14 protein-coding genes are annotated in these 25,436 nt (G+C 71.5%); 3 read left to right on the forward strand and 11 right to left on the reverse strand.

Annotated elements, in window-relative coordinates; translation table 11 throughout:
- Positions 1-73 precede the first annotated feature (73 nt).
- Positions 74-1,120, forward strand: coding sequence for a hypothetical protein (locus ACFOW8_RS26785; protein ID WP_378554312.1), 1,047 nt, complete (start codon positions 74-76; stop codon positions 1,118-1,120).
- Positions 1,121-1,142: 22 nt separating this feature from the next.
- Here the strand turns inward: ACFOW8_RS26785 and ACFOW8_RS26790 are convergent, their stop codons facing one another.
- Positions 1,143-1,469 (reverse strand): hypothetical protein, encoded by a 327-nt coding sequence (locus tag ACFOW8_RS26790; RefSeq protein WP_378554313.1) that lies wholly within the window; start codon positions 1,467-1,469, stop codon positions 1,143-1,145.
- 214 nt (positions 1,470-1,683) lie between these two features.
- Here ACFOW8_RS26790 and ACFOW8_RS26795 point away from each other — a divergent pair, with 214 nt between their 5' ends.
- Positions 1,684-2,019 carry an RNA polymerase-binding protein RbpA gene (locus ACFOW8_RS26795; protein ID WP_378554314.1) on the forward strand — a complete coding sequence of 112 codons (336 nt, stop codon included), beginning with the start codon at positions 1,684-1,686 and terminating at the stop codon, positions 2,017-2,019.
- A 67-nt stretch (positions 2,020-2,086) separates the two neighbouring features.
- On the opposite strand, the gene ACFOW8_RS26800 is transcribed toward ACFOW8_RS26795, so the two are convergent.
- From ACFOW8_RS26800 to ACFOW8_RS26840, 9 genes are all read right to left on the reverse strand, one after another.
- Positions 2,087-2,932 (reverse strand): ABC transporter permease, encoded by an 846-nt coding sequence (locus ACFOW8_RS26800; protein WP_378554687.1) that lies wholly within the window; start codon positions 2,930-2,932, stop codon positions 2,087-2,089.
- A gap of 41 nt (positions 2,933-2,973) precedes the next feature.
- Entirely contained in the window at positions 2,974-3,963 is a 990-nt protein-coding gene (locus tag ACFOW8_RS26805; protein WP_378554316.1) for an ATP-binding cassette domain-containing protein, read from the reverse strand.
- Positions 3,960-17,624 (reverse strand): amino acid adenylation domain-containing protein, encoded by a 13,665-nt coding sequence (locus tag ACFOW8_RS26810; RefSeq protein WP_378554317.1) that lies wholly within the window; start codon positions 17,622-17,624, stop codon positions 3,960-3,962. The genes ACFOW8_RS26805 and ACFOW8_RS26810 overlap by 4 nt, the downstream gene beginning before the upstream one ends.
- Positions 17,625-17,827: 203 nt before the next feature.
- On the reverse strand, positions 17,828-19,384 hold the full coding sequence (lnt, locus tag ACFOW8_RS26815) for an apolipoprotein N-acyltransferase (RefSeq protein ID WP_378554688.1): 1,557 nt from the start codon (positions 19,382-19,384) through the stop codon (positions 17,828-17,830).
- 246 nt (positions 19,385-19,630) lie between these two features.
- The gene (locus ACFOW8_RS26820; protein WP_378554318.1) at positions 19,631-21,223 is read right to left on the reverse strand and encodes an amidohydrolase; all 1,593 of its coding nucleotides are present in this window, start codon (positions 21,221-21,223) and stop codon (positions 19,631-19,633) included.
- 30 nt (positions 21,224-21,253) lie between these two features.
- Positions 21,254-21,457: a hypothetical protein gene (locus ACFOW8_RS26825; protein ID WP_378554319.1), complete on the reverse strand. Its 204-nt coding sequence runs from the start codon at positions 21,455-21,457 to the stop codon at positions 21,254-21,256.
- An 18-nt stretch (positions 21,458-21,475) separates the two neighbouring features.
- Positions 21,476-21,991 carry an FxsA family protein gene (locus ACFOW8_RS26830; RefSeq protein WP_378554320.1) on the reverse strand — a complete coding sequence of 172 codons (516 nt, stop codon included), beginning with the start codon at positions 21,989-21,991 and terminating at the stop codon, positions 21,476-21,478.
- Positions 21,992-22,057: 66 nt separating this feature from the next.
- Positions 22,058-22,717, reverse strand: coding sequence for a response regulator (locus ACFOW8_RS26835; protein ID WP_378554321.1), 660 nt, complete (start codon positions 22,715-22,717; stop codon positions 22,058-22,060).
- Positions 22,718-22,738: 21 nt separating this feature from the next.
- Positions 22,739-23,905 carry a sensor histidine kinase gene (locus ACFOW8_RS26840; RefSeq protein ID WP_378554322.1) on the reverse strand — a complete coding sequence of 389 codons (1,167 nt, stop codon included), beginning with the start codon at positions 23,903-23,905 and terminating at the stop codon, positions 22,739-22,741.
- Between the two features lie 92 nt (positions 23,906-23,997).
- On the opposite strand from ACFOW8_RS26840, the gene ACFOW8_RS26845 reads away from it, so the two are divergent.
- A complete protein-coding gene (locus tag ACFOW8_RS26845; protein WP_378554323.1) occupies positions 23,998-24,765 on the forward strand; it encodes a TSUP family transporter in 768 nt (255 codons plus the stop codon).
- Here the strand turns inward: ACFOW8_RS26845 and ACFOW8_RS26850 are convergent.
- A complete protein-coding gene (locus ACFOW8_RS26850; RefSeq protein WP_378554324.1) occupies positions 24,762-25,409 on the reverse strand; it encodes a TetR/AcrR family transcriptional regulator in 648 nt (215 codons plus the stop codon). The genes ACFOW8_RS26845 and ACFOW8_RS26850 overlap by 4 nt on opposite strands.
- Positions 25,410-25,436: the final 27 nt, after the last annotated feature.

A 25,436-nucleotide genomic window follows, 5' to 3' on the forward strand; every position in this document is an offset into this window, starting at 1 on the left:
CTACCCGGGTAGGGGGCGACGACGGTTCCGCAGCGGGAGTTGTTGCGGTGCACCGCATTTCTACCGTCTGGACATGGCGACGATCGAGTTCCCCCACCCGCTGTTCCGCGTCCGGTTCCGCACCGCCCCGGCAGGCACCGGCACCGCCCGCGCGCCCTGGCACCGACCGCTGCTGGTGAACTCCGCGCTGATGGCCGTGCTGGTCGCGGTGTCGCTCGTCGGCATGCTCGTCGACGAGCGGATGCTGCTCGGCGAATCGGTGTGGCTCAAACCGGCCAAGTTCGGGTTCGCCTTCGCGCTCTACGGCGTGACGCTGGCCTGGATTCTGCGGCTGCCGCACCGCGGGCGCCGGGTCACCTGGTGGCTCGGCACCGTCTTCGCCGTCACCGGCGTCGCCGATGTCGGCTTCATCGCCGTGCAGGCCGCGCGGGGCACCTTCAGCCATTTCAACACGGCCACCGACCCGGTCAATCAGATCGGCCAGCAGGTGTTCGCGTTCGGGGTGCCCGGTCTGTTCGTCGCCAATCTCGTTCTCGCGGCCATCATCTCGTGGCAGAAACTCGCCGACCGGCCGACCAGGATCGCTTTGAAGGCGGGCCTGTGGCTGGCGGTCGCCGGGATGGCGCTCGGCTATCTGATGGGCTTCACCGGCCCGCAACTGGTGCGCCAGGCCGACGGCACCGTGGTCGGCCTCATGGCGGGACACACGGTCGTCGCGGGCGGCGCCACCGGCGACGCGGCGCGGGACGGACTCGGCGCCATGCCGATCACGCACTGGAGCACCACCGGCGGCGATCTGCGCATCCCGCATTTCGTCGGTCTGCACGGCATCCAGGTGTTGCTGGTACTCGTGGTGGTCCTGACGGCGCTGGCATCGCGGTATCGCTGGCTGCGCACCGAAACGGTGCGGGCCGCCCTGCTCGGGGTCGGGGTGCTCGGCTACACCGGGCTGCTCACCCTCGTTCTCTGGCAGGCGCTGCGCGGTCAGCCACTGACCAGCCCCGATCCGGCGACCGGCGCCGCCGCCGCGGCCCTGGCGGTGCTGGTGGGCGGCGGCGTGACGGCGGTGTACCTGCGCGGCCGCGAGCCGGCCGCGGGCACCGAGCTCACCCAGCGCTGACCCCCGATGTGCCGCAGCGGGTTCAGCGCAGCCGCTCGGCTTCCCTCGCCAGCTGCACCAGGGTGGCGCTCAGCTCGGCCAGCTCGGCGTGCTCGGCGCCCTCGGACACCGCGGTGGCCACGTCCTCCGCGGCGCACCGCGCGGCGAACCAGCGGTCGGCCAGATCGCTGGCCTCCTGTGCCGAGAGCACCACCGCGTCCTCCGCGATCCCGGTCCCCTTGAGACTGGTGCGGTGCTCGTAGGCCCGTTGGCGGCACGACTGGCGGCAATAGCGGCGACGGCGACCCGACTCGGAATCCACGATCTCCCGCCCGCACCACAGGCAGGACAGCAGGCGACTGCGCGACATGCTGCGAAACCCTAGCCGCCCGGTGCCCGTTTCCGCGGCTCAGGTCTCGCTCAGCGGGCACGGCTCCCGGCGCGACCGGCGCACTTCCTGGTTCCACTACAATGGAACAGTTCAGACGTCCCGCACGTTGTTGGTAGAACCGCGGCACCCGCCGCCGAAGCACAGCACCATCCGCCGAAGATACGGCGCCAGCCACCGAAGACAGGGAGCACACATGGCAGATCGCGTACTCCGGGGCAGTCGGCTCGGAGCGGTGAGCTACGAGACCGATCGCGACCACGACCTGGCCCCACGCCGGATCGCCCGCTACCGCACCGACAACGGTGAGGAATTCGACGTCCCGTTCGCCGACGACGCGGAGATCCCGCCCACCTGGCTGTGCCGCAACGGCCAGGAGGGGCAGCTGATGGAGGGCACGTCGGTGGAGACCAAGAAGGTCAAGCCGCCGCGTACCCACTGGGACATGCTGCTGGAACGGCGCAGCAAGGAGGAGCTCGAGGAGCTGCTCAAGGAGCGCCTCGAACTGCTCAAGACCCGCCGCCGCGGCTAGGAAGCGGACACGATACGGCGAAGGCCGCCCCCGGTCCGGGAGGCGGCCTTCGCCGTATCGGCCGGTGCTAGTGGCTGGCGACCTTCCGGTACTGCAGCAGTGCCGCGGGCATCGCGATCGCCAGGATCACCAGCGAGCAGATCACCGCGTACAGCACGCAGTTGTCGGCCGCCCATCCGGTGGCGGGAGCGAACGACGGCGGGGCGTCGTTGTCGAACAGCTTGCGTCCCGCCGCCGAGACCGCCGTGATCGGATTCCATTCGGCGATGGTGCGCAACGGACCCGGCAGGGTCTGCGCGGAGATGAACGCCGAGGAGATGAACGACAGCGGGAACATCCAGATCAGGCCCGCGCTTTGCGCCACCTCGACAGTCGGCGAGATCAGGCCGGTCAGTGCGCCGACCCAGGACATCGCGAACGCGAAGAGCAGGATGATGGCGAAGGCCAGCGCCGCGTCGGCGAGGCTGCCGTGGATGCGCCAGCCCACGATATAGCCGCAGATCACCATCACCCCCAGGCTCAGCACATTCACCACCAGGTCCGACAGGGTGCGGCCCATGAGCACCGCCAGCCGCGACATCGGCAGCGTCCGCATCCGGTCGATGATGCCCTTCTGCAGGTCACCGGCGAGCCCGACGGTGGTGAAGGCGGCATTGAACGCCACCGTCTGGGTGAAGATGCCCGCCAGCAGGAATTCGCGGTACTGATCGCCGCCGAGTGAGGCGCCGAAGATGTAGGCGAACAGGAACACGAACATCAGCGGCTGGATGGTCGCGGTCACCAGCAGGGTCGGCACCCGCAGGATGGTCAGCAGATTCCGGTGCGCCACGATCGCGCTGTCCCGCAGGAACCGGGCCCGCGGCGGCGCTTCCCCCGGCGCGGCCGGGCGGGCGGGCGTGGCCGGAATCGGCATGTCCTGAGTGTCGTACCCCTCGTCGACGTCGGTGGCCGTACTCACGACAGGATCTCCTCTTGCGCATCGTCGGATTCGGTATCGACGGCCGGTTCGGCCGGGGTACCGGTCAGGGAAAGGAAGACGTCGTCGAGGGTGGGCCGGACGACGACGGCGTCGACGACGCACACGCCCGCGTCGTCGAGACGGCGCAGCGCCTCGACCATCGTGCGGGAGCCGTTGCCGACCACCACCGACACTTCGTCGCTGCCGGGTTCGTGGATCGGTTCGCCCACTCCCACCTGCCGCAGGACAGCCTCGGCGGGCCGCGGGTCCTGCCCGGCGGCGAGGGTGACGGTGAGCCGGTCGCCACCGATGGAGGTCTTGAGCTCGTCGGCGGAACCGCGCGCGATAACGGTGCCCTTGTCGATCACCGTGATCCGGTCGGCGAGCAGGTCGGCTTCCTCGAGGTACTGGGTGGTGAGCAGCACGGTGGTGCCGTCGTCGACGAGTTCGCCGATCACCTGCCACATGTCCAGCCTGCCGCGCGGGTCGAGGCCGGTCGTCGGCTCGTCGAGCACCACCACCGGCGGACGCGCCACCAGCGCGCCCGCCAGGTCGAGGCGCCGGGCCATACCGCCGGAGTAGGTACCGGCCCTACGGCTCGCGGCGTGGTCGAGGCCGAGCGCGGACAGCAGCTGTTCGGCCCGCGCGCTCGCCTGCGTGCGGGACATGCCGTACAGCCGCGCCACCATCCGCAGGTTCTCGTAGCCGGTGAGGTTCGCGTCGACCGCGGCGTACTGACCGGACAGCCCGATCCGGGTGCGCGCGGTGGCCGGGTCGGCCAGCACGTCGATCCCGGCGACCCGGATGGAGCCGGCGTCGGGGCGTAAGAGCGTGGTCACGACCCTGACGGTGGTCGTCTTGCCCGCGCCGTTGGGTCCGAGCAGGCCGAGCACTGTGCCCGCCGGGATCTCCAGGTCGATCTCCTTCAGCACGCGCACCTTGCCATAACTCTTGGCGAGGCCGCGTACCTCTACCGCCAAACTCACGGACGCATCTCCTTCTGGCCGCCGCCGCACACGGTGATCTCCGGGACGGCGTCGAGGTGGCGATGCAGCACGGGGCCGATCACCGCCAGCGATTCCGGCGTCGTCATCGCCGCGTGCCTGCAGGGCAGGTCGTGGTTGTGGATGTTGCCGGTGACGAACGGCTGCCACGCTTCCGCGCGCCTGCCCGGGTCCGCGGCGTTGATCTCGTCCGCCGCAGCCGTGAAGAACAGCAGGTCACCGTCGAAGGTGCGGGGCCGGAACCGATTCGCCATCACCGTGCCGTCGGCGTACCCGGTGTAGAGCCGTTCGAGATTCTCGACCGAGAGCGCGGCGAACGGGCCCGGCTGTGCCCGCAGCAGATCCGCCGCTTCGTGCAGGTCGAGATCGGCGGGCAGAGGTGCCCCGCCGAGAATGTCGGCGCCGAACTCGCCGAGGATATCGGCCACGCTCGGCATCGCGGTGTCGAGCCAGCGGTCGCCGAGCTGGTAGCTGTCGAGCATGGCCAGCAGCGCCACGTCCTCCCCCGCGTCCTGTAGCTGCACCGCCACCTCCTGCGCGATCAGGCCACCGAGCGACCAGCCGAGCAGGTGGTACGGGCCGTGCGGCTGGATCGACTTGATATGGGCCACATAGTGTCCGGCGGCCTCGGGGATCGAGGCGAACCGTTCGTCGCCGGAGACGTGCGGCGCCTGCAGGCCGTACACCGGGCGCTGCGGCGCCAGGTGCGCGAGCAGCCCCGCGTAGCACCAGGACAGACCGATCGCCGGGTGCACACAGAACAGCGGGGTGTCGTGCGGGCCGGTGGACGGGCGGAGGGGCAGGACCGGTCCGGTGGCCGCCGCGATCACCGCGCTCGCGTCGGCACCGTCGAGCCTGGCGGCGATGCCCGCCGGGCTCGCGTCGCCGAACATCAGTTGCACCGGCATGTCGTAGCCCCGCTCCCGCAGTGCCGCGACGACCTTGGTGGCCAGCAGCGAGTTGCCGCCGAGTTCGAAGAACCCGTCGTCGGCGCCGACCCGCTCCACCCCGAGCACCTCGGCGAAGACGGTGCACAGCGCCACCTCGGCGGGGGTCACCGGGGCGCGGTAGCCCTCGGCCGCGGTGAACACCGGTTCGGGCAGGCGGGCCCGGTCCAGCTTCCCGACCGGGGTCAGCGGCACCTCGTCGAGCACCATGACCGCCTGCGGGACCATGTAGTTCGGCACGTGCGCGCCGACATGGTCGAGCAGTGCGCGCACCGTCGGGGCGGCTCCCGTCCGCGCCTTCACGTACGAGACCAGCGCCGTCGTGCCCGCCGCGGTCGGGTGACCGATGGTGAGCGCGAACTCCACCTCGGGGTGACGCCCGAACGCGGCGTCGATCTCACCCAGTTCGATCCGGAAGCCGCGCACCTTCACCTGATGGTCGGTGCGGCCGACGTACTCCACGTCCAGCCCCGACTTCGCGCCGTCGCGCCAGCGCACCAGGTCACCGGTGCGGTACATCCGTTCGCCCGGCGCGCCGTACGGATCGGCGACGAAGCGCTGCGCGGTCAGGCCGGGCCGGTTGTGATACCCGCGGGCCAGCGCCGCGCCCGCGAGCTGCAGTTCGCCGGTGACGCCGATCGGGGCCGGGTGCAGCCGCCGGTCGAGCACGGTCGCCGAGACACCCCGGATCGGGCCGCCGATGGTGATCGGCCCGTGTGGGTTCATCGCCTGCGGCATCAGCGTGACGATGGTGGTCTCGGTGGGCCCGTAGACGTTGTAGAAGTTGCGTCCCGGCGCCCATCGGGCCAGCAGCTCCGGTGGCAGCGCCTCACCACCGACGAGCACGTGCGCCAGCGAGCTCACCCCGGCCGGGTCCACCGTGCCGAGCGCCGCGGTGGTGATGAACGAGTGCGTGACCCGCTCCCTGATGTAGAGCTGACGCAGCTCTTCCCCGCCGACGATGCCGGTCGGCGCGATCACCAGCGTGCCTGCGCCACCGAGCGCGAACAGGATGTCGAGCATGGCGCCGTCGAAGCTCGGGGTGGCGAAGTGCAGGATCCGACTGCCCGGCCGCACGTCGTAGCGCTCGGCGCATTCGGCGGCGAAGTTGGAGATGCCACCGTGGGTGACGACCACGCCCTTGGGGGTGCCGGTGGAGCCCGAGGTGTAGACGATGTAGGCCGGGTTGCCCACCCGCAGCGGCCGGAGCCGGTCGGCATCGGTGATCGGCGCGTCGTCGGTGCCGAGCACGGTGGCCCTGGTCTGCGGATCGTCGAGTACCAGCCAGCGGCAGTCGCCGGGCAGCCGGTCGCGGTGTGCGAGCAGGGTGAGACCGATCGCGGCGCCGGAATCGGTGAGCATGTGACTGATCCGCTGCGCCGGGTAGTTCGGGTCGACCGGCACGAACGCCGCCCCGGCCTTGGCCACGGCGAGCATGGTCGCCACCGACTCCACCGATCGCGGAATACCGAGGGCGACCAGGCTTTCCGGGCCGATGCCATGGCCGATGAGGACGCGGGCCAGCCGGTTGGTCCACCGATCGAGCGCGTCGTAGGTGACCACGGTGTCGCCGGAACTCAGTGCCACCCCGTCCCGTGCCCTGGCCACCGCGGCGCCGAACACCGCGGGGAAGGTCACCGGAAGGTCGGCGCGGGCACCGTGGACCGGAGCGAGCGCGGTCCACTCTACGGCGTCGAGCAGCGCCAGATCGCCCACCGCCGTGTTGGGATCGGCCGCCACGGCGGTGAGCAGCCGGACCAGCCGGTCACCGAGTCTGCGGGCGGTGCCCTCGTCGAACAGGTCGGCCGCGTAGTTCACCGCGAGGCCGATGCCGTCGCCGACGCGATCGGCGGTCTGGGTCTCGGTGAAGGTGAACTGCAGATCGAACTTGGCGATGCCCGCGTCGGTGTCGACGGCTTCGATTCGCAGCCCTGGCAGCTCCAGCATCCGCACCGGGGCGTTGCGCACCGACAGCATCACCTGGAACAGCGGATGATGCGCCTGTGAGCGAGCCGGGTTGAGCACTTCGACGAGCCGTTCGAACGGCATGTCGGCGTTGGCGAAAGCGTCCAGGTCGCGGTCGCGGACGGTGCGCAGCAGGTCGACGAAGGCGCGCTCGTCGGCGACCTCGGTGCGCAGCACCAGGGTGTTGACGAACATGCCGATCAGACCGTCCAGCGCCGGATGGCCGCGGCCTGCCGTCGCGGTGCCGACGGCGATGTCGTCGTCGCCGGTGACCCGGTGCAGCAGTACCGCCAGCGCGGCGTGCAGCACCATGAACATGCTGACGTTGTTGGCCGTCGCGATCCCGCGCAGCGCCCGATGGGTGGCCGCGTCGACCACGCAGTCGACCGTGCCGCCGCGATAGGACGGCACCGGGGGCCGCGGCCGGTCGGCCGGGACGGTCAGCAGTTCGGGCAGGCCGTCGAGCACACCGCGCCAGTGCGCCAGCTGCTTGCTGATCAGCGAGTCCGGGTCGTCCTCGGTGCCGAGCAGTTCCTGCTGCCACAGCGTGTAGTCGGTGTACTGGATCTCGGGGACCAGCTCACCGAACTCCTCGCCCGCCCTGATCCCCCGGTAGGCGGCGGCCACCTCGGCGGCGAGGGGCTCCAGCGACCAGCCGTCCATCGCGATGTGATGGACGACCAGCACCAGCACGTGTTCCTGCGAGCCTGCCACCGCGAGCTTGGCCTGGCTCGGCGCAGGCATGCCGGTGTGGTCGACGGTGATCAGCGCTGCGCGCATCGGCACCGAGGCCGACAGGTCGAACCCGGGGGTGACGAAGCGGGTCACCGCGCTGTCGACCTCTGCCGGTGCGGCGGTCGCGTGGAACAGGGTCACCGCTCCGAGCTCCGGCTCGAGCACCCGCTGCTCGGGCTCGCCCGCGGTCTCCGGGAACACCGTGCGCAGCGTCTCGTGCCGACGTTGCACCGTATGCAAAGCCGCGATCAGTGCATCGAGATCGATCCGGCCGTGCAGGCGCAGCACCACCGGGATGTTGTAGGCGCCCGCCGACTGGCTCTCACCGCCCGCACCCGCGTTGAACCGGTTGAGGAACCACAGCCGGTGCTGTGCCGCCGACAGCGGGATCCGGGCCGGGCGATCCCGTCGCACGAGGTCGGGCCTGCCCTCGTCGCCTGCCGTGCCGGACTCGATGAGCGCGGCCAGCTCCTCGACGGTGGGCGCGGCGAACACGGTGCGAACCTCGAGCCGCACCGTGCTGGCCGCGGCCAGCCGGGCGACCAGCTGGGTGGCGAGCAGCGAGTTGCCGCCGACGTCGAAGAAGCTGTCGGTGGCCGAGATCTCGCTCGCGCCGACCAGGTCGGCGAACACCTGGGCGACGAGCCGTTCGGACGCGGTCTGCGGTGCCCGGCCCGCGGTGGCGGTGAACTCCGGCTCCGGCAGCGCGGCCCGGTCGAGCTTGCCGACCGGGGTGAGCGGGACCTGGTCGATCAGGTTCAGCGAGGCGGGCACCATGTGCCCGGCCAGCCGTTCGACGGCGTGCGCGCGCACCGCGGCGAGCGCGGCGGGCTCGATACCCTCGGCCAGCTGTACCCAGGTGACGATGCGGTCGTCGCCTGCGATCCGCCGGACCTCGGTGTGGGCGAACCGCACATCGGGATGCGCGCCGAATACGGCGCTGATCTCCCCGAGCTCGATCCGGAAGCCACGCACCTTGACCTGGTGGTCACTGCGGCCCAGGTATTCGATCTCGCCGTCGGCGGTCCAGCGCACCACGTCACCGGTCCGGTACATCCGGCTGCCCGCGGGCCCGCACGGATCGGCGACGAACCGGCCCGCGGTGAGGCCGAACCGCTCGTGGTAGCCCCGCGCGATCCCGGCGCCGCCGAGGTACAGCTCGCCCGGCACCCCGGTGACGACGGGTTTCAGCCGCTCGTCCAGCACCAGCACCCTGGCCCCGCGCACCGGCGTGCCGATGGTGACGCCGACACCGACCCGCAGCTGCGACATCGCCGCGATCACGGTGAACTCGGTGGGCCCGTAGGCGTTGACGAACCGTCTGCCGGGGGCCCAGTTGGCCACCAGGTCCGGCGGGACCGCCTCGCCGCCGGCCATCAGCCCGCGCAGATGGGGCAGCCGCCAGCGGGTGGCGTCGATGGAGGCCAACACCGCCGGGGTGAGGAAGGTGTGGGTGATGTCCTCGCGCTCGAGCAGCTCACCGAGTTCGTCGCCGCCGTAGACATCGATCGGGCCGATCACCATCTCGGCGCCGGACCACACGGCGAGCAGCAGGTCGAGCACCGACACGTCGAAGCTCGGCGTGGAGAAGAAGAACGTGCGGGCGAACCGGTCCAGCCCCATCCGCTCCTGCAGGTCGACCGCCAGGCTGACCAGACCGCTGTGGGTGACGGTGACGCCCTTGGGCAGACCGGTGGAGCCGGAGGTGTAGATCTGGTAGGCCAGATCGGCAGAGCGCACCGGGCGCACCCGCTCGGCGTCGGTGATCGGCGCACCGTCGTAGCCCGCCAGCTCCGCGTGCAGCTCGGTGTCGTCCACCAGCAACCAGCGGGTATCGAGCTCGCCTGCCGCCGCGCGCAGCCCCTCGGCATCGGCCGTGGTGGTGAGGACGGCCTTCGCGCCGGAGTCGGTGAGCATATGCCGTACCCGGTCGGCCGGGTAGCGCGGGTCGACGGGCACGAAGGCAGCGCCGCTCGCGGCGACACCGAAGATCGCGAGCGCGCAGTCGAGCCCGCGGGTGAGCCCGACAGCGACCCGGTCGCCGGTGCCGATCCCGCGCGCGATGAGCGCGCGACCGAGCCGGTGCGCCCGGACGCCGACCTCGTCGTAGTCGAGTTCGCCTACCGCTCCGGCCACGCTGCCACCGGCGAACCAGCGCAGCGCGGGCCGGTGCGCGAAGACGGTGACGGCGCGTTCGATGATGTCGGCCAGTACGACCGGGGTCACCACCGCGGGCCCCTGGGCGGGCACCAGCGCGCGGTGCTCGGCCACGGTCAGCGCCTCGATGTCGGACACCAGCTGCCGCGGATCGGCGGTCGCCTGGAGCAGGATCTGGTGGAATCGCACCGCCATGGTCTCGATCGTGGCGGTGTCGAACAGCTCGGCGGCGTAGACGAAGTCGAAGCGGTGGCCGTCGCCGTCGGGCGACACCCGCAGCTCGAGATCGAACTTGGCGCGGGCGATGTCGAGTTCCTCGGCGGCAAGGCGCAGGCCAGGCAGTTCCAGCGCGGGGGTGCCGTCGTCCTGCATGCTCAGCGCCACCTGGAACAGCGGGTGCCGGTTGCTCGCCCTGCTGTCGCGGCCGAGCGCGTCGACGACCCGCTCGAACGGCAGGTCGGCGTTGGCGATCGCGGCGAGCTCGTCGTCGCGGTCGGCGTGCAGCAGCTCGGTGAAGCTGCGGCCCGGATCGACATCCGAACGCAGCACCAACGTGTTGACGAACATGCCGACCAGGTCGTCGAGCTGGATGTCGGTGCGCCCGGCGACCGGGGTACCGATCGGGATATCGCGGCCACCGGTGACGGCGCGCAGCAGCACGGCCAGCGCCGAGCGCACCACCATGAACAGGCTGACTCCCGCGTCGGCTGCCAGCTCGTGCATGGCCTGCTGCAACGGCGCGGGCACCTCGCAGCGCACGGTGCCCGCCGCGCCCGTCGGGTCGAGCGGCCGCGGCCGGTCGAACGGCAGCGGCAGTTCGTCGGGCAGCTCGGCGAGTGCGTTGCGCCAGTGCGCGAGCTGGGTGGCGGCGATGCTGTCCGGATCGTCGTCGGCGCCGAGCACCTCGCGCTGCCACAGGCTGAAGTCGGCGTATTGCACCGGCAGCGGCGCGCGGTCGGGTACGGCTCCGTTGGCACGGGCGGCGTAGGAGACGGCCAGGTCCCTGGTCAGCGGACCGAGCGACCAGCCGTCGGCGGCGATGTGGTGCAGCACGACACCGAGCAGGTACTCCCCCGGCGCCACCCGCAACAGCCGGGCCCGCAGCGGTGTCTCGGTGGTGAGGTCGAAGCCGTGTCCGGCCAGCTCGGTCAGCTCGGCGTCGGCCCGCTCCCGGTCGGTGTCGAGCACGTCGATCGCAGGGACGGCCCGGTCGGTGGGCAGCACCACCTGCTGCGGCCCGGACAGGTCCTCGGGGAACACCGTCCGCAGCACCTCGTGCCGGTCCAGCAGATCGATGAGGGCGCCACGCAGGGCGTCGATGTGCAGATCTCCGCCGATTCGCAAGACGAATGCGATGTTGTACGCGCTCGACTCGGGGGACAATCGGTTGAGGAACCACAGCCGCTGCTGCGGCAGCGACAGTGGTATGCGTCCCGGGCGCGGGGTGTGTACCGCCAGCGCCACCCGCTGCGTCCGGGGCGCTTCCGTGATCAGCTGGGCGATCCCGGCGACGGTCGGTGCCTCGAAGATCTGCCGGACCGGCAGGTCGACGCTGAAGTCCGCGTGCAGGGCGGCCGCGAGGCGGGTCGCCAGCAGCGAGTTGCCGCCGATCTCGAAGAAGCTGTCCTCGGCGCCGGGGACCGGCCTGCCGAGGATCTCGGTGAACACCGCGGCCACCCGCATCTCGAGATGGGTACGCGGGGCCCTGGTTCCGGTGCCGGCGGTGAATTCCGGTGCGGGCAGTGCCTTGCGGTCCAGTTTGCCCGCCGGGGTCACCGGCATGGTGTCGAGAACGGCGAGGGCCGCGGGCACCATGTAGCCCGGCAGCCTGCCGCGCGCGGAGTCGAGGACGGCGGCCGGTTCGAGCGGGCCGTCGGCGGTGACATACGCGGCGAGCCGCTGCTGGCCCTGCTCGTCGACGTGCACGATCGTCAGCGCCGAACGCACCCCCGGGTGCTCGCGCAGTACATGGTCGATCTCGCGCAGCTCGATCCGGAAACCACGGATCTTGATCTGGTCGTCGGCGCGCCCGAGGAAGCGCAGCCGCCCGGTGGCGTCGGCGACGACCAGATCACCCGTGCGGTACATCCGCTCGCCGACCCTGCCGTGCGGATTGGCGACGAACCGCTGCCCGGTCAGCGCCGGTTTGCCGAGGTAGCCGCGGGCCAGGCCGGGCCCGGACACATACAGCTCGCCCGGCGTGCCGGGCGGCACCGGCCGCAGCCGCCCGTCCAGCACGAACATCCGCATACCGCGTACCGGCGCGCCGAGCGGCACCGGCTCACCCGCCACCATGGCCGCGCTGGCGGTGACCGCGACGGTCGCCTCGGACGGCCCGTACATGTTGTGCATCCGGTATCGCGGCGCCCACGCGGTGACCAGCTCGTCGGAGCAGGCCTCGCCGCCGACGATCACCGTACCCAGCTCGGGGAATTCGCCCGCGGGGACGGTGGCCAGCGCGGCCGGGGTGATGAACGCGTGGGTGATCCGCTCCGACCGCAGGAACACGGCCAGCTCCGCGCCGCCGTACAGGTCGGCGGGGGCGACGACGATGGTCGCGCCCGCGGCGAACCCGAGCAGCAGTTCCAGCACCGACGCGTCGAAACTGGGCGAGGAGAAGTGCATGGTCCGCGCCGCGTCGGTGACCCGGAACAGCTGGGTCTGCTCACTGGCCAGCGAGGCGATGCCCGCGTGGGTCACCACCACGGCCTTCGGTGTGCCGGTCGACCCGGAGGTGTAGATGAGGTATGCGGGCTGGCCCGGCCGCATCGGGTGCCTGCGGTCGGTGTCGGTGACCGGGGTCGCCGAGCGGCGGGCACAGTCGGCCTCGAAATCGGCGGTGCCGAACACCAGCCACTCCGGTGCCCTGCGGTGCTTGCCCGTGGTGGTCGGCAGCGCGGCGAGGTGCTCGGGCAGGGTGAGCCCGAGCATCGCACCCGAATCGCCGATCATGTGGGCGATCCGATCCGCCGGGTAGGCGGGGTCGACGGGCACGTAGGCGGCGCCGGACTTGGCCACCGCCCAGATCGCGACGATGGATTCCAGGCTTCGCGGCAGCGCCACCGCGACCACCGATTCCGGCCCTGCGCCGTGCGCGATCAGGCTGCGCGCCAGCCGGTTCGAGCGTTCGTCGAGCTCGCGGTAGGTGGTGTCGAGGCCGAGGTAACGCACGGCGACGGCGTCGGGAAGCCGCTGCGCGGTCGCACCGAGCAGCCGCGCCAGGGTGCCCGCCGGTTCGGCGGGGGCGCCCGCGATCGGGACGAGGCGGGCGGTCTCGCGGCGGTCGAGCAGGTCGAGATCGCCGATCGGGGCGGCCGGGGCGGCCACCGCGGCGGCGAGCAGGGTGGTGAACCTGCGCGCGATCGCCGCGACGGTGGCGCGGTCGAACACGTCGGTGGCGAAACCGAATTCGGCGTCGAGCGGCCCGTCGTCGTGGTTGTCGCGGACCTCGAGCTGCAGATCGAACTTGGCCACCCCGCTCTCGACCGGCACCAGTTCGGCGGCCACACCGGGCAGGTCGATGCGCAGATCGGGAGTGCCGTCGTAGGACAGCATCACCTGGAACAGCGGATGCCGCGCGGCGGAGCGTTCCGGGTTCACCAGGTCGACCAGCCGTTCGAAGGGCACGTCGGGGTTGGCGAAGGCGTCCAGGTCGGTCTCGCGGACCAGATCGAGCATCCGGTCGAACCCGGCGGCGGGGTCGACCTCGGTGCGCAGCACCAGGGTGTTGACGAACATGCCGACCAGATCGTCCAGCGCCGGATCGGAGCGGCCCGCGATCGGCGTACCGATGGTGATGTCGCCGGTGCCACACAGCCTGGCCAGCAGGGTGGCCAGCGCGGCGTGCAGCACCATGAACATGCTCACACCCCGGCTGGTGGCGAGTTCGCCCGCGGCCCTGCGCAATTCGGCGCCGATGGTGAAGGCGACGGTGTCGCCGCCGGTGCCGCGCTGCAGCGGGCGCGGCCGGTCCAGCGGCAGGTCGAGCTGATCGGGCAGCCCGGCCAGGGTGTCGCGCCAGTGGCCGAGCTGCTTGCCCAGGGGCGATTGCGGGTCGTTCTCCTCGCCGAGCAGTTCCCGCTGCCACAGCGCGAAGTCGGCGTACTGCACCGGCAACGGCGTCCACGCGGGCGCGGCGCCCTCGGCACGGGCGGCGACGGCCGTCATCAGGTCGCGGGCCAGCGGGGCCACCGACCAGCCGTCGCCGCTGATGTGGTGCAGCACCACCAGCAGCAGGTGGTCGTCGGTGCCGACCCGATACAGCGCGACCCGCAGCGGGGTCTCGGTGCGCAGGTCGAACCCGCGGCCGGTGACCTCACCGATCAGCCCGGCCAGGTCGGCGGCGGACACGTCGGTGGGCATCAGCTCGGGTGCCACGGCGGCCGCCGGATGAACAAGCTGATAGGCGCCGTCGGGCCCCTCCGGGAAACTGGTACGCAAGCTTTCGTGCCGGTCGAGCACATCGCGCAGGCCGGCACGCAGCGCGTCCAGGTCGAGCCTGCCGGTGAGCCGTAGCGCGAGCGGCATGTTGTAGGCCGCCGCGTGCTCGGCGAACCGGTTGAGGATCCACAGCCGCTGCTGGGCGAGCGACAGTGGGACGCGGTCGGGCCGGACCACGGGAACCAGCTTCGGGGTCGGGGCTTCGGATCGGTGGGTGGTGAGGTAGTCGGCCAGTGCGGCGATGGTCGAGTGCTCGAACAGATCCCGGATGGTGGTGGTGGCGTCGAGGGCGGTGTTGATCCTGGCCACCGCGCGGGCGGCCACCAGCGAGTTGCCGCCGAGGTCGAAGAAGCTGTCGTCGACCCCGATCGTGGTGCCGTCGAGAGCGAGCACCTCGGTGAAGATCTCCGCGAGCGCGCACTCGAGCTCGGTCTGCGGTGCGGCGGCGCCGGTGGTGAGCCGGACGCCGAGGTCGGGCTCTGGCAGGGCCTTGCGGTCGACCTTGCCGTTGGCGCTCAACGGCAGTTCGTCGAGCACGACCAGCGCCGAGGGCACCATGTAGGACGGCAGGCCGCGGCGCAGCGACGAGAGCAGCACGCCGGGTTCGGGCGCGGGGGCACCGGGTGCGGGCACCACGTAGGCCACCAATTCGTCGTCGCCGGTGCGGCCCGCCCTGGCCACGCACACCGCGCGGGCGATGCCGTCGGTGGCGAGCAGCGCGGACTCGATCTCGCCGAGTTCGATGCGCAAGCCACGGATCTTCACCTGGAAATCGGTGCGGCCCAGGTACTCCAGGACTCCGGTGTCGAGCTGCCAGCGGGCCAGGTCGCCGGTGCGATACAGGCGGGTGCCCGCGGTGAACGGGTTCGCGACGAACCGGTCGGCGGTAAGGTCGGGGCGGCCCAGATAACCGCGGGCCAGCTGCACACCGGCCAAGTAGAGCTCACCGACCACGCCGGGCGGGACCGGGCGAAGCTGCGGATCGAGCACGTAGGTCTGGGTGTTCCAGACCGGGGAACCGATCGGCACTGTGCTCGTCTCGGCCGGGCACGGCCAATAGGTGACGTCGACAGCGGCCTCGGTGGGCCCGTACAGGTTGTGCAGTTCGGGACCACCGCCCGGTCCGTGCAGGGCGGCGTGGAAATCGGCGACGGTCGCGCCGGGCAGAGCCTCGCCACTGCAGAACACCCGCCGCAGCCCGGCCCCGCCCGCGACCCTGGGGTCGGTGACGAAAAGCGACAGCATCGACGGCACGAAATGCGCTGTGGTAACGGCTTTCTCGCTGATGATCCGAGCCAGGTAGGCCGGGTCGCGGTGGCCGTCGGGCGCGGCGATCACCAGCCGGGCACCCACCTGCAGCGGCCAGAAGAACTCCCACACCGACACGTCGAAGGTGGCCGGGGTCTTCTGCAGCACCGCGTCGGTGTGGTCGAGCGGATATTCGGCCTGCATCCAGCGCAACCGGTTGACGATCGCGGCGTTGGTGACGCCGACACCCTTGGGCTTGCCGGTCGACCCGGACGTGAAGATGACGTAGGCCAGCTGCTCGGGCCGCAGCGGGGCGCGACGGTCGGCGTCGGTGATCGGCGCAGCGCTGTGCCCGGTGAGGTCGAGGGTGTCCAGGTCGACCCGCACCGCACTCGCGGGCAGCCGCACCATATCTCGCGCGGCGGCGAGGACGCAGACCGGCCGCGCCTGGGTGAGCACCGCGTCGACGCGGTCGGCCGGGTGGTCGGGATCCAGCGGCAGATAGGCGGCACCGGTGGCGAGGACGGCGTACATTCCGACGACCATCTCGATGCTGCGATGCAGGCACACCCCGACCGTGGTCTCCGGGCCCGCGCCGCGCGCGATCAGGTGGCGGGCCAGCTGGTTCACCCGGTCATCGAGTTCGCCGTAGGTCAGTGTGCGGTCGCCGAATTCGAGCGCGACCGCGTGCGGGGTGCGGCGCGCCTGGTCGGTGAACAGCGACGCCAGCGTGGCGGCGGGCACCGGCATCTCGGTGGCATTCCACGCGTGGAGCACGGTGGCACGCTCGGCGTCGGTGATCGCGGTGAGCGCGCGGGTGGGAGTGCCGGGGTCGGCGGCCAGGAAGCGGGCGAGGAAGTCCAGGTAGCGGCCGTGGTGGGCGGCCACCTCGGCCTCGCCGTAGAGCTTGGGGTTGGCCTCGAAGTCGAGCTGGATGCGCCCACCGTCGCCGTTGTAGATGTTGATCGAGAGGTCCTCGACCGGACCGGTCGCGAGCACGTGCAGCTGACCGGCGATGTCGCCGAACTTCAGCTCGTCGTGGAAGAGCATGATGTTGACCATCGGGCCGAAGAAGCCACGGGCGTCGCGGGAGTAGCCGCACTCGCGGCGGATGTCGTCGGAACGGTAGCGCTGATGCCGCAGCGCGCCGGTGATCTGCAGTTCGGTCTGGCGCACCACGTCGGCGACGGTGGTGTGCTCGTCGAAGCGCACCCGCAGCGGCACGACATTGGACACCACGCCGGCCGAGCGGCGCAGCGCGACCGTGGTGCGCGCCGAAACGGGCAGGCTCAGGACAACATCCGGGTCACCGGTGACCGCGCGCATGTAGGCGGCCAACGCGGCGACGATGAGCGCGGAGTTGGCCGAGCCGTGCGTGGTGATCGCGTCGCCGAGCAGGCGGTCGAGATCCGGTTCGAGCACCGCGGTGGCCCGGTGCCTGCCCGGATCGTGGGTGTCGCCCGTCGCGGTGACCGAGGACAAGGTCATCGGCTCGCCGACGCCTGCGAGCTGGGCGGTCCAGTATTCGCGGTCGGCCTGGAACCGGCTGGACTCGCGATAGCGCGATTCGTCGGCGTACAGGTCGACCAGCGCGGCCGCCCGCGACGCCGAGGGTTCGCGCTGTTCACCGATGGCGGTGTAGATCTCGGCGGTGCGCGAGAGCGCGTTCATCGCACCGTAACCGTCGATCACGATGTGGTGTCCGCGTTCGTACCAGAACCAGTCCTGGTCACCGACTCGCAACACGACATTGACGGTGAGCGGCTCGCGCTCCATATCGATCGGGGTGCTGGCGTGGTCGTTCATCCAGCGCAGCGCGGCCGCTCGCGGATCGGGCTCGCCGCGCAGGTCGATCCGGCCCCAGCCCGGCCGCCACGACAGGTCGACCCGCTGGTGCGGGACGCCGTCGAGCTCGAGCAGACGCACATGGCCGACTTGCGATTCCGCGCCGTAGCGCTCGACCGCGTACAGCAGCCTGCCGACGTCGAGATCACCGTGCAGTTCGACGTAGTGGGCGATGGTGAAGGGGATGTCGGGCCGGATCCGTTGCGCGTACCACAGGGCCGTCTGACCGGGCGAGAGGGCGAACGGCTGGCCCGGATCGTCGTCGGTGACGCTGGAGCTGACGCGGTCGGTGGCCAATGAACTCATCAAGCACTCCGTTCTGCCTTTGTGTCGCAACTCCCCGAGCAGCGCCCAGGGCACACGACGGCCTGGGCGTGGCTATCCACGCCCATAGATTCGGAGTACTGCGGCAGCCGGATGGCTACCGATGTGGATTTGTTTCGCGCTCTTCGGATCGGACCCCTGCGACGGCTACTTACAGCCGCTTCCCCCGGGTTGAAACAAACCGCTTATTCAGAATTCGGTGATCTTCGCGAGTCTTGCGACTGATTCACTTGTCGGCGGCGGTAAAACACCAGCACCACACCGAGCGCGGTCAGAATAACGGACGCCACTTCGGGTGCCGCGCCGATCCGGGTCGCGAGCGTCGCCGTGTCGCGCAATGGTAGCTGGGCGACGAGCGCGGCGGGGTCGAGTTGGCGGCTCTGTTGCGCGAGCGTGCCGTCGGCGGTGATGATTCCGCTGACCCCGGTGGTCGCGGCGACCACGAGGGCGCGCCCGTGTTCGACCGCTCTGACCCGGGACATGGCGAGTTGCTGGTAGGTCATCTCGCTCAGCCCGAAGGTCGCGTTGTTGGTCGGCACCGTGAGCAGCTGCGCCCCGGAATCCATCGATTGCCGGAACGCGCGATCGAAGGCGACCTCGTAACAGGTGGCCACCCCGATCGGAATTCCCGCGGCTGTGACCGAACCGTTACCATTTCCCGGCACGAAATGTCCGGCTTGATCGGCGTAGGACGAGAACAGCCGGAAGAATCCGCGCATCGGCAGGTATTCCCCGAACGGCTGGATGATTTTCTTGTCGTGCCGGTCGCCAGGACCCGCGGCGCCGTTCCACACCATCACCGAATTGGTGGTGGTGCGGTCACCGTTCACCAGGACGGCGCCGACCAGGATCGGCGCCCCGACGCGCTCGCTCGCACGCGTGATCACGGCGGCGGCGTCGGCGTTGCGCAGTGGATCGATATCGGAGGAGTTCTCCGGCCAGATCACCACGTCGGGCCGGGGCGCCGCACCGCGGTCGACGGCGTCGGCGAGTTCCTCGGTGCGCCGGACGTGGTTGTCCAGCACCGCGCGCCGCTGGGCGTTGAAGTCGAGGCCGAGTCGCGGCACGCTGCCCTGGATCGCGGCGACCGTGATCGACCGGGTGCCTTCGTCCGGGGCGGGCAGCGTCGGCCGGAGGATCACTCCGGCGAGGGGCATGGTAGCCACAGCGACCGCGGCCCAGGCAAATCCGAGCCGGGTGGCGCGGTCGGCCCGGCGCGGGCGTGGCGTCGCGAGCCAGGTGCGGGTGCGCAGGGCGAGCGCGGCCAGCCCGGTGCCGGTCAGCGCGACGGCGAACCCGATCAGTGGCGCGCCACCGTAGGCGGCTAGCGGCAGGTACCAGCCGTCGGCCTGCCCGAACGCGATCCGCCCCCACGGGAACCCACCGAACGGGAAGCTCGACCGCACCCACTCGGTCGCGGTCCAGGCCAGCGCGAGCCACACCGGCCAGCCCGGCAGCGCGCTCAGCCACCGCGCCAAGACGCCCCATAGGCCGAAGTACACCGCGCACGTGGTCGACAGGGCCAGCCACGGCAGCGGTCCGACATAGATCCCGGTCCACGGCAGCAGCGGGACGAAGAACGCGAGCCCACCGAGCATGCCGTACCCGAAGCCGGCGCGCAGCGTGCCCGGCCCGCGAACGGCCAGGGTGAGCAGGGCCAGCGCGATCGGCGCCAGGAACCACCACGGGCGGGGCGGGAAGCTGCCGTACAGCAGCAGCCCGCCCGCGGCTGCCGCGAGCATGCGCCACAGCACCTCGACCCGGCCGGCGTCCCTGGTACCAGCCGCGGTCACCGGGTCGGCGGACGACGGCTCGGAGCCGGGTTCGGTGGCAGGGTGGATCATGATGTCGAACTCCGTGATTCGTCGCGATCGGCGGGTGCGAATGCGCTCGGCCCGTGGCGTGCCCGATCCGCGGCGGGCCCGGCGGGTGGCGGTCCGAAGCCGCCGCCCCTGGCTCGTCCGGTCGCGCCGGTGCCGTTCATCGTGTCAGGCGGCGTAGATCGTGGTGCCGTCGCGGACGGTGCGCAGACAGGTCGGCAAGGGGGCGCCGGGATCCAGGCGCGGCAGGCCGGGGACGCGCGAGCGGGGGTCGGTGGACCAGCGCTGGACGGTGTCGGCGGCCGCGGCGACGACCAGCTCCCCCGCGTCCCAGACGGCGTAGGACGCGGGGGCGCCGGGCACCAGAGTGCCCGCCACGCCGTCCCGGACCCCGCCCGCCCGCCAGGCGCCGCGGGTGGCGGCGGCGAAGGCGGCGCGTGGGGACAGGCCGTGCCCCGCGGTGCGGTGGTGCACCGCCGCGCGCACCTGCTCCCACGGATTCAGGGTGGTGACCGGCGCGTCCGAGCCGACGGCCAGGGAAATGCCTGCGGCGGCCATGGCGGCGAACGGGTTGAGGCCTGCGGCCCGCTCGGCACCCAGGCGAGTGGCGTACATGCCGTCGGGCCCACCCCACGCGGCGTCGAAGCCTGGCTGCACCGAGGCGATCACGCCGAGCGCGGCGAGCTGGTCGATCGCGGCGGCGTCGACCATCTCCGCGTGCTCGACGCGGTGTCCACGCGCGGCGACGGCGGGCCCACCCAGTTCGGCGGCGACGGCGGCGAATCCGGCGACGACGAGATCCACGGCGGCATCGCCGATGGCGTGGAATCCGGCCTGGATCCCGGCCTCGGTGCAGGCCCGCACGTGCGCGGTCACCGCGTCGCCGTCGAGGAAGTTCTTCCCGCAGCCGCTCGCGTCGGCGTACGGCGTGCGCAGCAGCGCGGTATGCGAGCCGAGCGAGCCGTCCACGAACAGGTCACCGGCCAGACCCGCGACGCCGAGTTCGTCGACCAGCGCCCTGGCCTCGGCGGCGGTGCGCACGGCCTCGCCCCAGTAGGCGCGCACCCGCACACCGTGCTCGAAGGCGAGCAGTTCGCGCAGATCGTCGGCGCCGGAGATATCGGGTCCCGCGCATTCGTGCACGGCGACGATGCCGTGCGCAGCGGCGGTGTCGAGCGCCGCCCTTCTGGCCCGGTCACGATGTGCGGCATCCAGTTTCGCCAGCGCCACCGCCCGCACCAGGTGGTGGGCGTCGGCGCGGACGGGCTCACCACGCCGGTATCCCTCGCCGAGGTCTCCGGCCGCGTCGAGCAGTGCGGAGGAGGCCACCGCCGAATGCGCGTCGACGCGGGCCAGGTACACCAGTCTGCCCGGACCTGCCGCCTCGTCGATTTCGGCGGCCGTCGGCGGCCGCTGCTCGGGCCACGCGGTGTCGTCCCAGCCCTCCCCGACGATCACGCCCTCCGGGTGCGCGGCGGCGTGCCTGCGCACCGCGGCCAGCAACTCGGCCAGTGAGCCGGTGCCGGCCAGATCGAGGCCGGTCAGCCGCAGACCGAGCGCAGTGACGTGGACGTGCGGATCGACGAAGGCAGGGGCGACGAAGGCGCCGTCGAGATCGACGATCTCCGCGCCGGGGTGCATCGCCCGGCCCGGCGCCTCGGCGCCGAGCCACACCACGGTGCCGTCGGTGACCGCCATGGCGGTCGCGTCAGGAGAACTGGAACTGTAGAAACGACCGCCGATCAGCAACTGGGTACTCACGATCACTCAGTCTGCCGTATCGGCCGATCGTCAGGTCGGCAGGGACAGCACCGCGCGCAGGTCGGCGTCGGCCACCCCCTCCGGGGTATGCCCGCCCGCCTCGACGGCGATCAATTCGAGTCGCCACGCGGCGACCGTGAAATCCGACATGGACTGTCCGGCAGCGGCGCTCGCCCTACGCACCGCGTCGGCCAGTTCCGCGCTCACCTCGACGGTGATCTGCTCTGTGGCCATCGGCACACTCTAGACGGTTCACCGCCAGGGGTCGGTGGCCGGACCGCTTCCGAGGGCGGGCTTGGTCCCTACGTGCCCGTCGTCGTACCACTGCCCGACGACGACGCCGTCGACCACGTCACCGCTGTCGGCGTCGACAACGACGCCGCGATAGGGCGCGGGGCCGAACGTGGGCAGCGGGCCGAAGCGGCGGGTGCTCAGCTTCTCCAGCACCGGCCGCAGCAGGGCCCGCGTCGGCGGGAACAGGGCGAGCAGCCCGACCACCCCGGTGACCAGGCCGGGAACGAACAGCAGCACCGAGCCCACTCCGACGAGCAGTCCGTCGGCCACGGCGCTCTCCGCGGTGACCTCGCCGCGCGCGGCCCGGCGGAAGCGGTCGAAGACGCGGCGGCCCTGCGCGCCGAGCAGCAGCAATCCCGCACCGGAGACGGCGAGCAGGACCAGCAGTGCCCAGCCCGCGCCGATGAGCTGGGCGAGGCCGACGAAGGCGGCGATCTCGACGACGGCGTAGAGCACGAACAGCAGGGCGGTCATGGCGATCCTTTCGGCCGATCTACTCGGTTCAACGCGCGAGCGCCCGATTTTTCTCCCGTGGCCGCGTCAGCCACCGGGCCGGACCAGTCCGGTCTCGTAGGCCAGCACCACCGCCTGCACCCGGTCGCGCAGGCCGAGCTTGGTCAGCACCCGGCCGACGTGGGTCTTCACGGTGGCCTCCGACAGGAACAGCGCGGCCGCGATCTCGGCGTTGGACCGGCCCGCGGCGATCTGTTCGAGCACTTCCCGTTCGCGGGCGGTGAGGACATCGAGTACGCCCGGGTCGCGCAGGCCCGCCGGGTCCTCGGCGACGAGCCGGTCGAGCAGCCGTTTGGTGACCTTCGGCGAGACCACCGCGTCACCGGCGGCGACACTGCGAATGGCCGAGATCAGATCCTCGGGCGGGGTGTCCTTGAGCAGGAAGCCGCTCGCGCCCGCACGCAGCGCGCCGAGCGCGTGTTCGTCGAGGTCGAAGGTCGTCATCACCAGGACCCGGATGCCCTCGCCCGCGGCGACGATGCGGCCGGTGGCGGTGACCCCGTCCACGACCGGCATCCGCACATCCATCAGCACCACGTCGGGGCGCAGTTCGCCCGCCCGCCGCACGGCCTCGTCGCCGTTGCCCGCCTCGCCGACGACCTCGATATCGGGGTGCGCGCCGAGCACCATCTTCAGGCCCATCCGCATGAGTTCCTGATCGTCCACCACGAGCACGCTGATCGGCATGGCCTCACCCTAGCTGGCGGCTCAGTCGGGGTCGGCGCGCAGCGGAAGGGTGGCCCGCACCCGCCAGCGCCCGTCGTCGGTGCGTCCCGCCGACAGGGTGCCGCCGAGCACGGCGACCCGTTCGCGCATGCCGACCAGTCCCATGCCGGTGCCCGGAATCACGTTCTCCTGCACCGGGACACCGCCGCTGTCGACGACCTCGATCAGGATGTCGTCCACGCGCCGGTGCACCCGCACCGTGGCCTTGGGGGTGGCGCCCGCGTGCCGCAGTGTGTTGGTGAGCGATTCCTGCACGATCCGGTGTACGCCGAGGCTGACCTCGGGGGTGATGTCGTCGAGTTCCCCGGTCAGTTCGAGGTCGACGGCGAGCCCGGCCTCGCGCATCAGCTCGGCCAGCTGGGCGATGCCCGCGCTGCCGTGCTGCGGCAACAGCTCGGGCGCGTGTTCGGTGCGCAGCAGCGCGACGGTGCGGCGCAGCTCGCGCAGCGCCGCACGACCGGTACCCGCGATGGTGGCCAGTGCGCGTTCGGCGGCCACCGGGTCCTGGCGCAGCGCGTATTTGGCGCCGTCGGCCTGCACGATGATCACGCTCACCGCGTGCGCCACGACGTCGTGCAGTTCCCGAGCGATGCGGGTGCGTTCAGCGGCGACCGCCTCGTGCGCGCGGCGTTCCTTGTCGTAGTCGGCCACCGCGAGCCGGGCCGCGACCTCGGCGTCATAGGCGTGGCGGGCGCCGTTGAATTCGGCGAGCGTCCAGCACAGTGCGTAGATCACCCCGACGAGAATCAGGTCACCGCCACGCGGGGTGCCGAGCAGCTGCACCGAGATCACGACGTCGGCGCCGAGCACGAGCAGATAGATCACCCCGTCGCGCCTGCCGACATAGGCGACCAGGGTGTAAAGCATCACACCCATCCCGATCAGCGCCACATGGTCCGTAGTGTCCTGCCCCACCACATACCCGGTGACGGTGCACGCGACCGACAGCCCGAACATCACCGCCGCCATCGCGCGCGGATAGGTCCGGCGCAGGATCAGCGGCAGTGGCAGGATCACCGAGAACACCAGGTAGGCGACCTTGTGTTCCTCGTCACCCACCCCGAGGGCGTCGAGGAACAGCAGACATCCGGCGAGCACGGAATCGGCGACGACGGGCCGTCCGCGCAGCCACAGACTGAATCGGCGCACCCGACCAGCTTGGCACGACGGCCATCTCCCGGCGCCGTCCGGCGCGGCGGTACCCGCTGGCTTTCCGCAGCCGATCTTGATTGCCTTGTCGGATGCAGACAGGAGACTGGGCGGTCCTATTGGTGGCCGCGGCCGCGGCGGGATGGGTCGACGCGGTGGTCGGCGGTGGTGGCCTGATCATCCTGCCCACCCTGTTCCTGGTCGCACCTGGCATCGCCCCGCAGACCGCGCTCGGCACGAACAAGCTGGCCGCGCTGGCGGGCACCGCGACCGCCGTGCTGACCTTCGCCCGCAAGGTGCCGATGCAGTGGGCGGTGCTGATTCCCGGCGCGGTGATCGCCGCGATCACCGCCGCCTGCGGTGCCGCCGCAGTCTCGCTGATCGACCGCGACCTGTTCATCCCGCTGATCATGGTGGTGCTGGTCGGGGTGGCGGTGTTCGTGACGCTGCGCCCGTCGGTGGGGTTGACCATGGCCACCCATCCCCCGACGCGGCGCAAGGTGATCCTGGTGGTGGCGCTGGCGTCCGGGTTGATCGGCCTCTACGACGGCCTGCTCGGTCCCGGCACCGGCACGTTCCTGATCATCTCCTTCGCCACCCTGCTCGGGACCGAATTCGTGCGTGCCGCGGCGATGGCCAAGGTGATCAACTGCGGGTCCAACGTCGGCGCGCTGGTGTTCCTCGGCAGCACCGGGCACGTGCTGTGGGGACTGGGCGCGGCCATGGCGGTCGCGAATGTGGCGGGCGCGCTGGTCGGTTCGCGGATGGCGCTGGCCAAGGGCGCCGGATTCGTCCGGGTCGTGTTGCTGGTGGTGGTCGTGGTGATGGTGATCCGGCTGGGCTGGCAGCAGTTCGGCTAGTTCGGCTGTCCGGCCGGGGTCGCCGTGAGCCAGGGCTGCAGCACCCGCGAGGTGGTCTCGTGGATCTTGCGGTGCAGCCGTTCGCCGTCCTCGATGCCGTGCTTGGCCTGCTGGAACAGCACCGTCAGCGCGCCGGACACCGCGCCGACGACGGCGCCGACCAGTGCGGCGGCGCCGACCTCGTCGAGTTCGTGCGGGAACGCGCCGTGCAGGTGGCGGGCGATCTCGCGCTGCGCGATCAGCTGAGCGTGCGCGGCGCGCCCGCTCACCGCGGGCACGGTCCGTGACACCTGCGCGCGCAGGGCCGCGATGCGGGAATCCAGGTCGTCGGCCAGGTGCTCGGCGGGGTTGTCGCCCGCGGCCCGCAGCGCCCGCAGCAGCACTTCCACCGGCCGCTCCCCCGGCCGCCGGGTGGCGATGGCGGCCACCGCGGCGCGCACCCGGTCGTCGGGTTCGGGGAAGAGCAGTTCTTCCTTGCTGGCGAAGTAGTTGAAGAAGGTGCGGGTGCCCACCTCGGCCTCGGCGGCGATCTCGGCCACCGTGGTCTCCTCGTAGCCTCTGGCCTCGAACAATCCGACGGCCGCCAGCAGGATCGCACGGCGGGTTCGTTCCTTTTTTCGATCGCGGAGGGCGGATGGCGGCACGGCGGGCACCCTACGGCATCGGCGTGG

The organism is Nocardia rhizosphaerae, from assembly GCF_042650365.1.
Classification (GTDB): domain Bacteria; phylum Actinomycetota; class Actinomycetes; order Mycobacteriales; family Mycobacteriaceae; genus Nocardia; species Nocardia rhizosphaerae.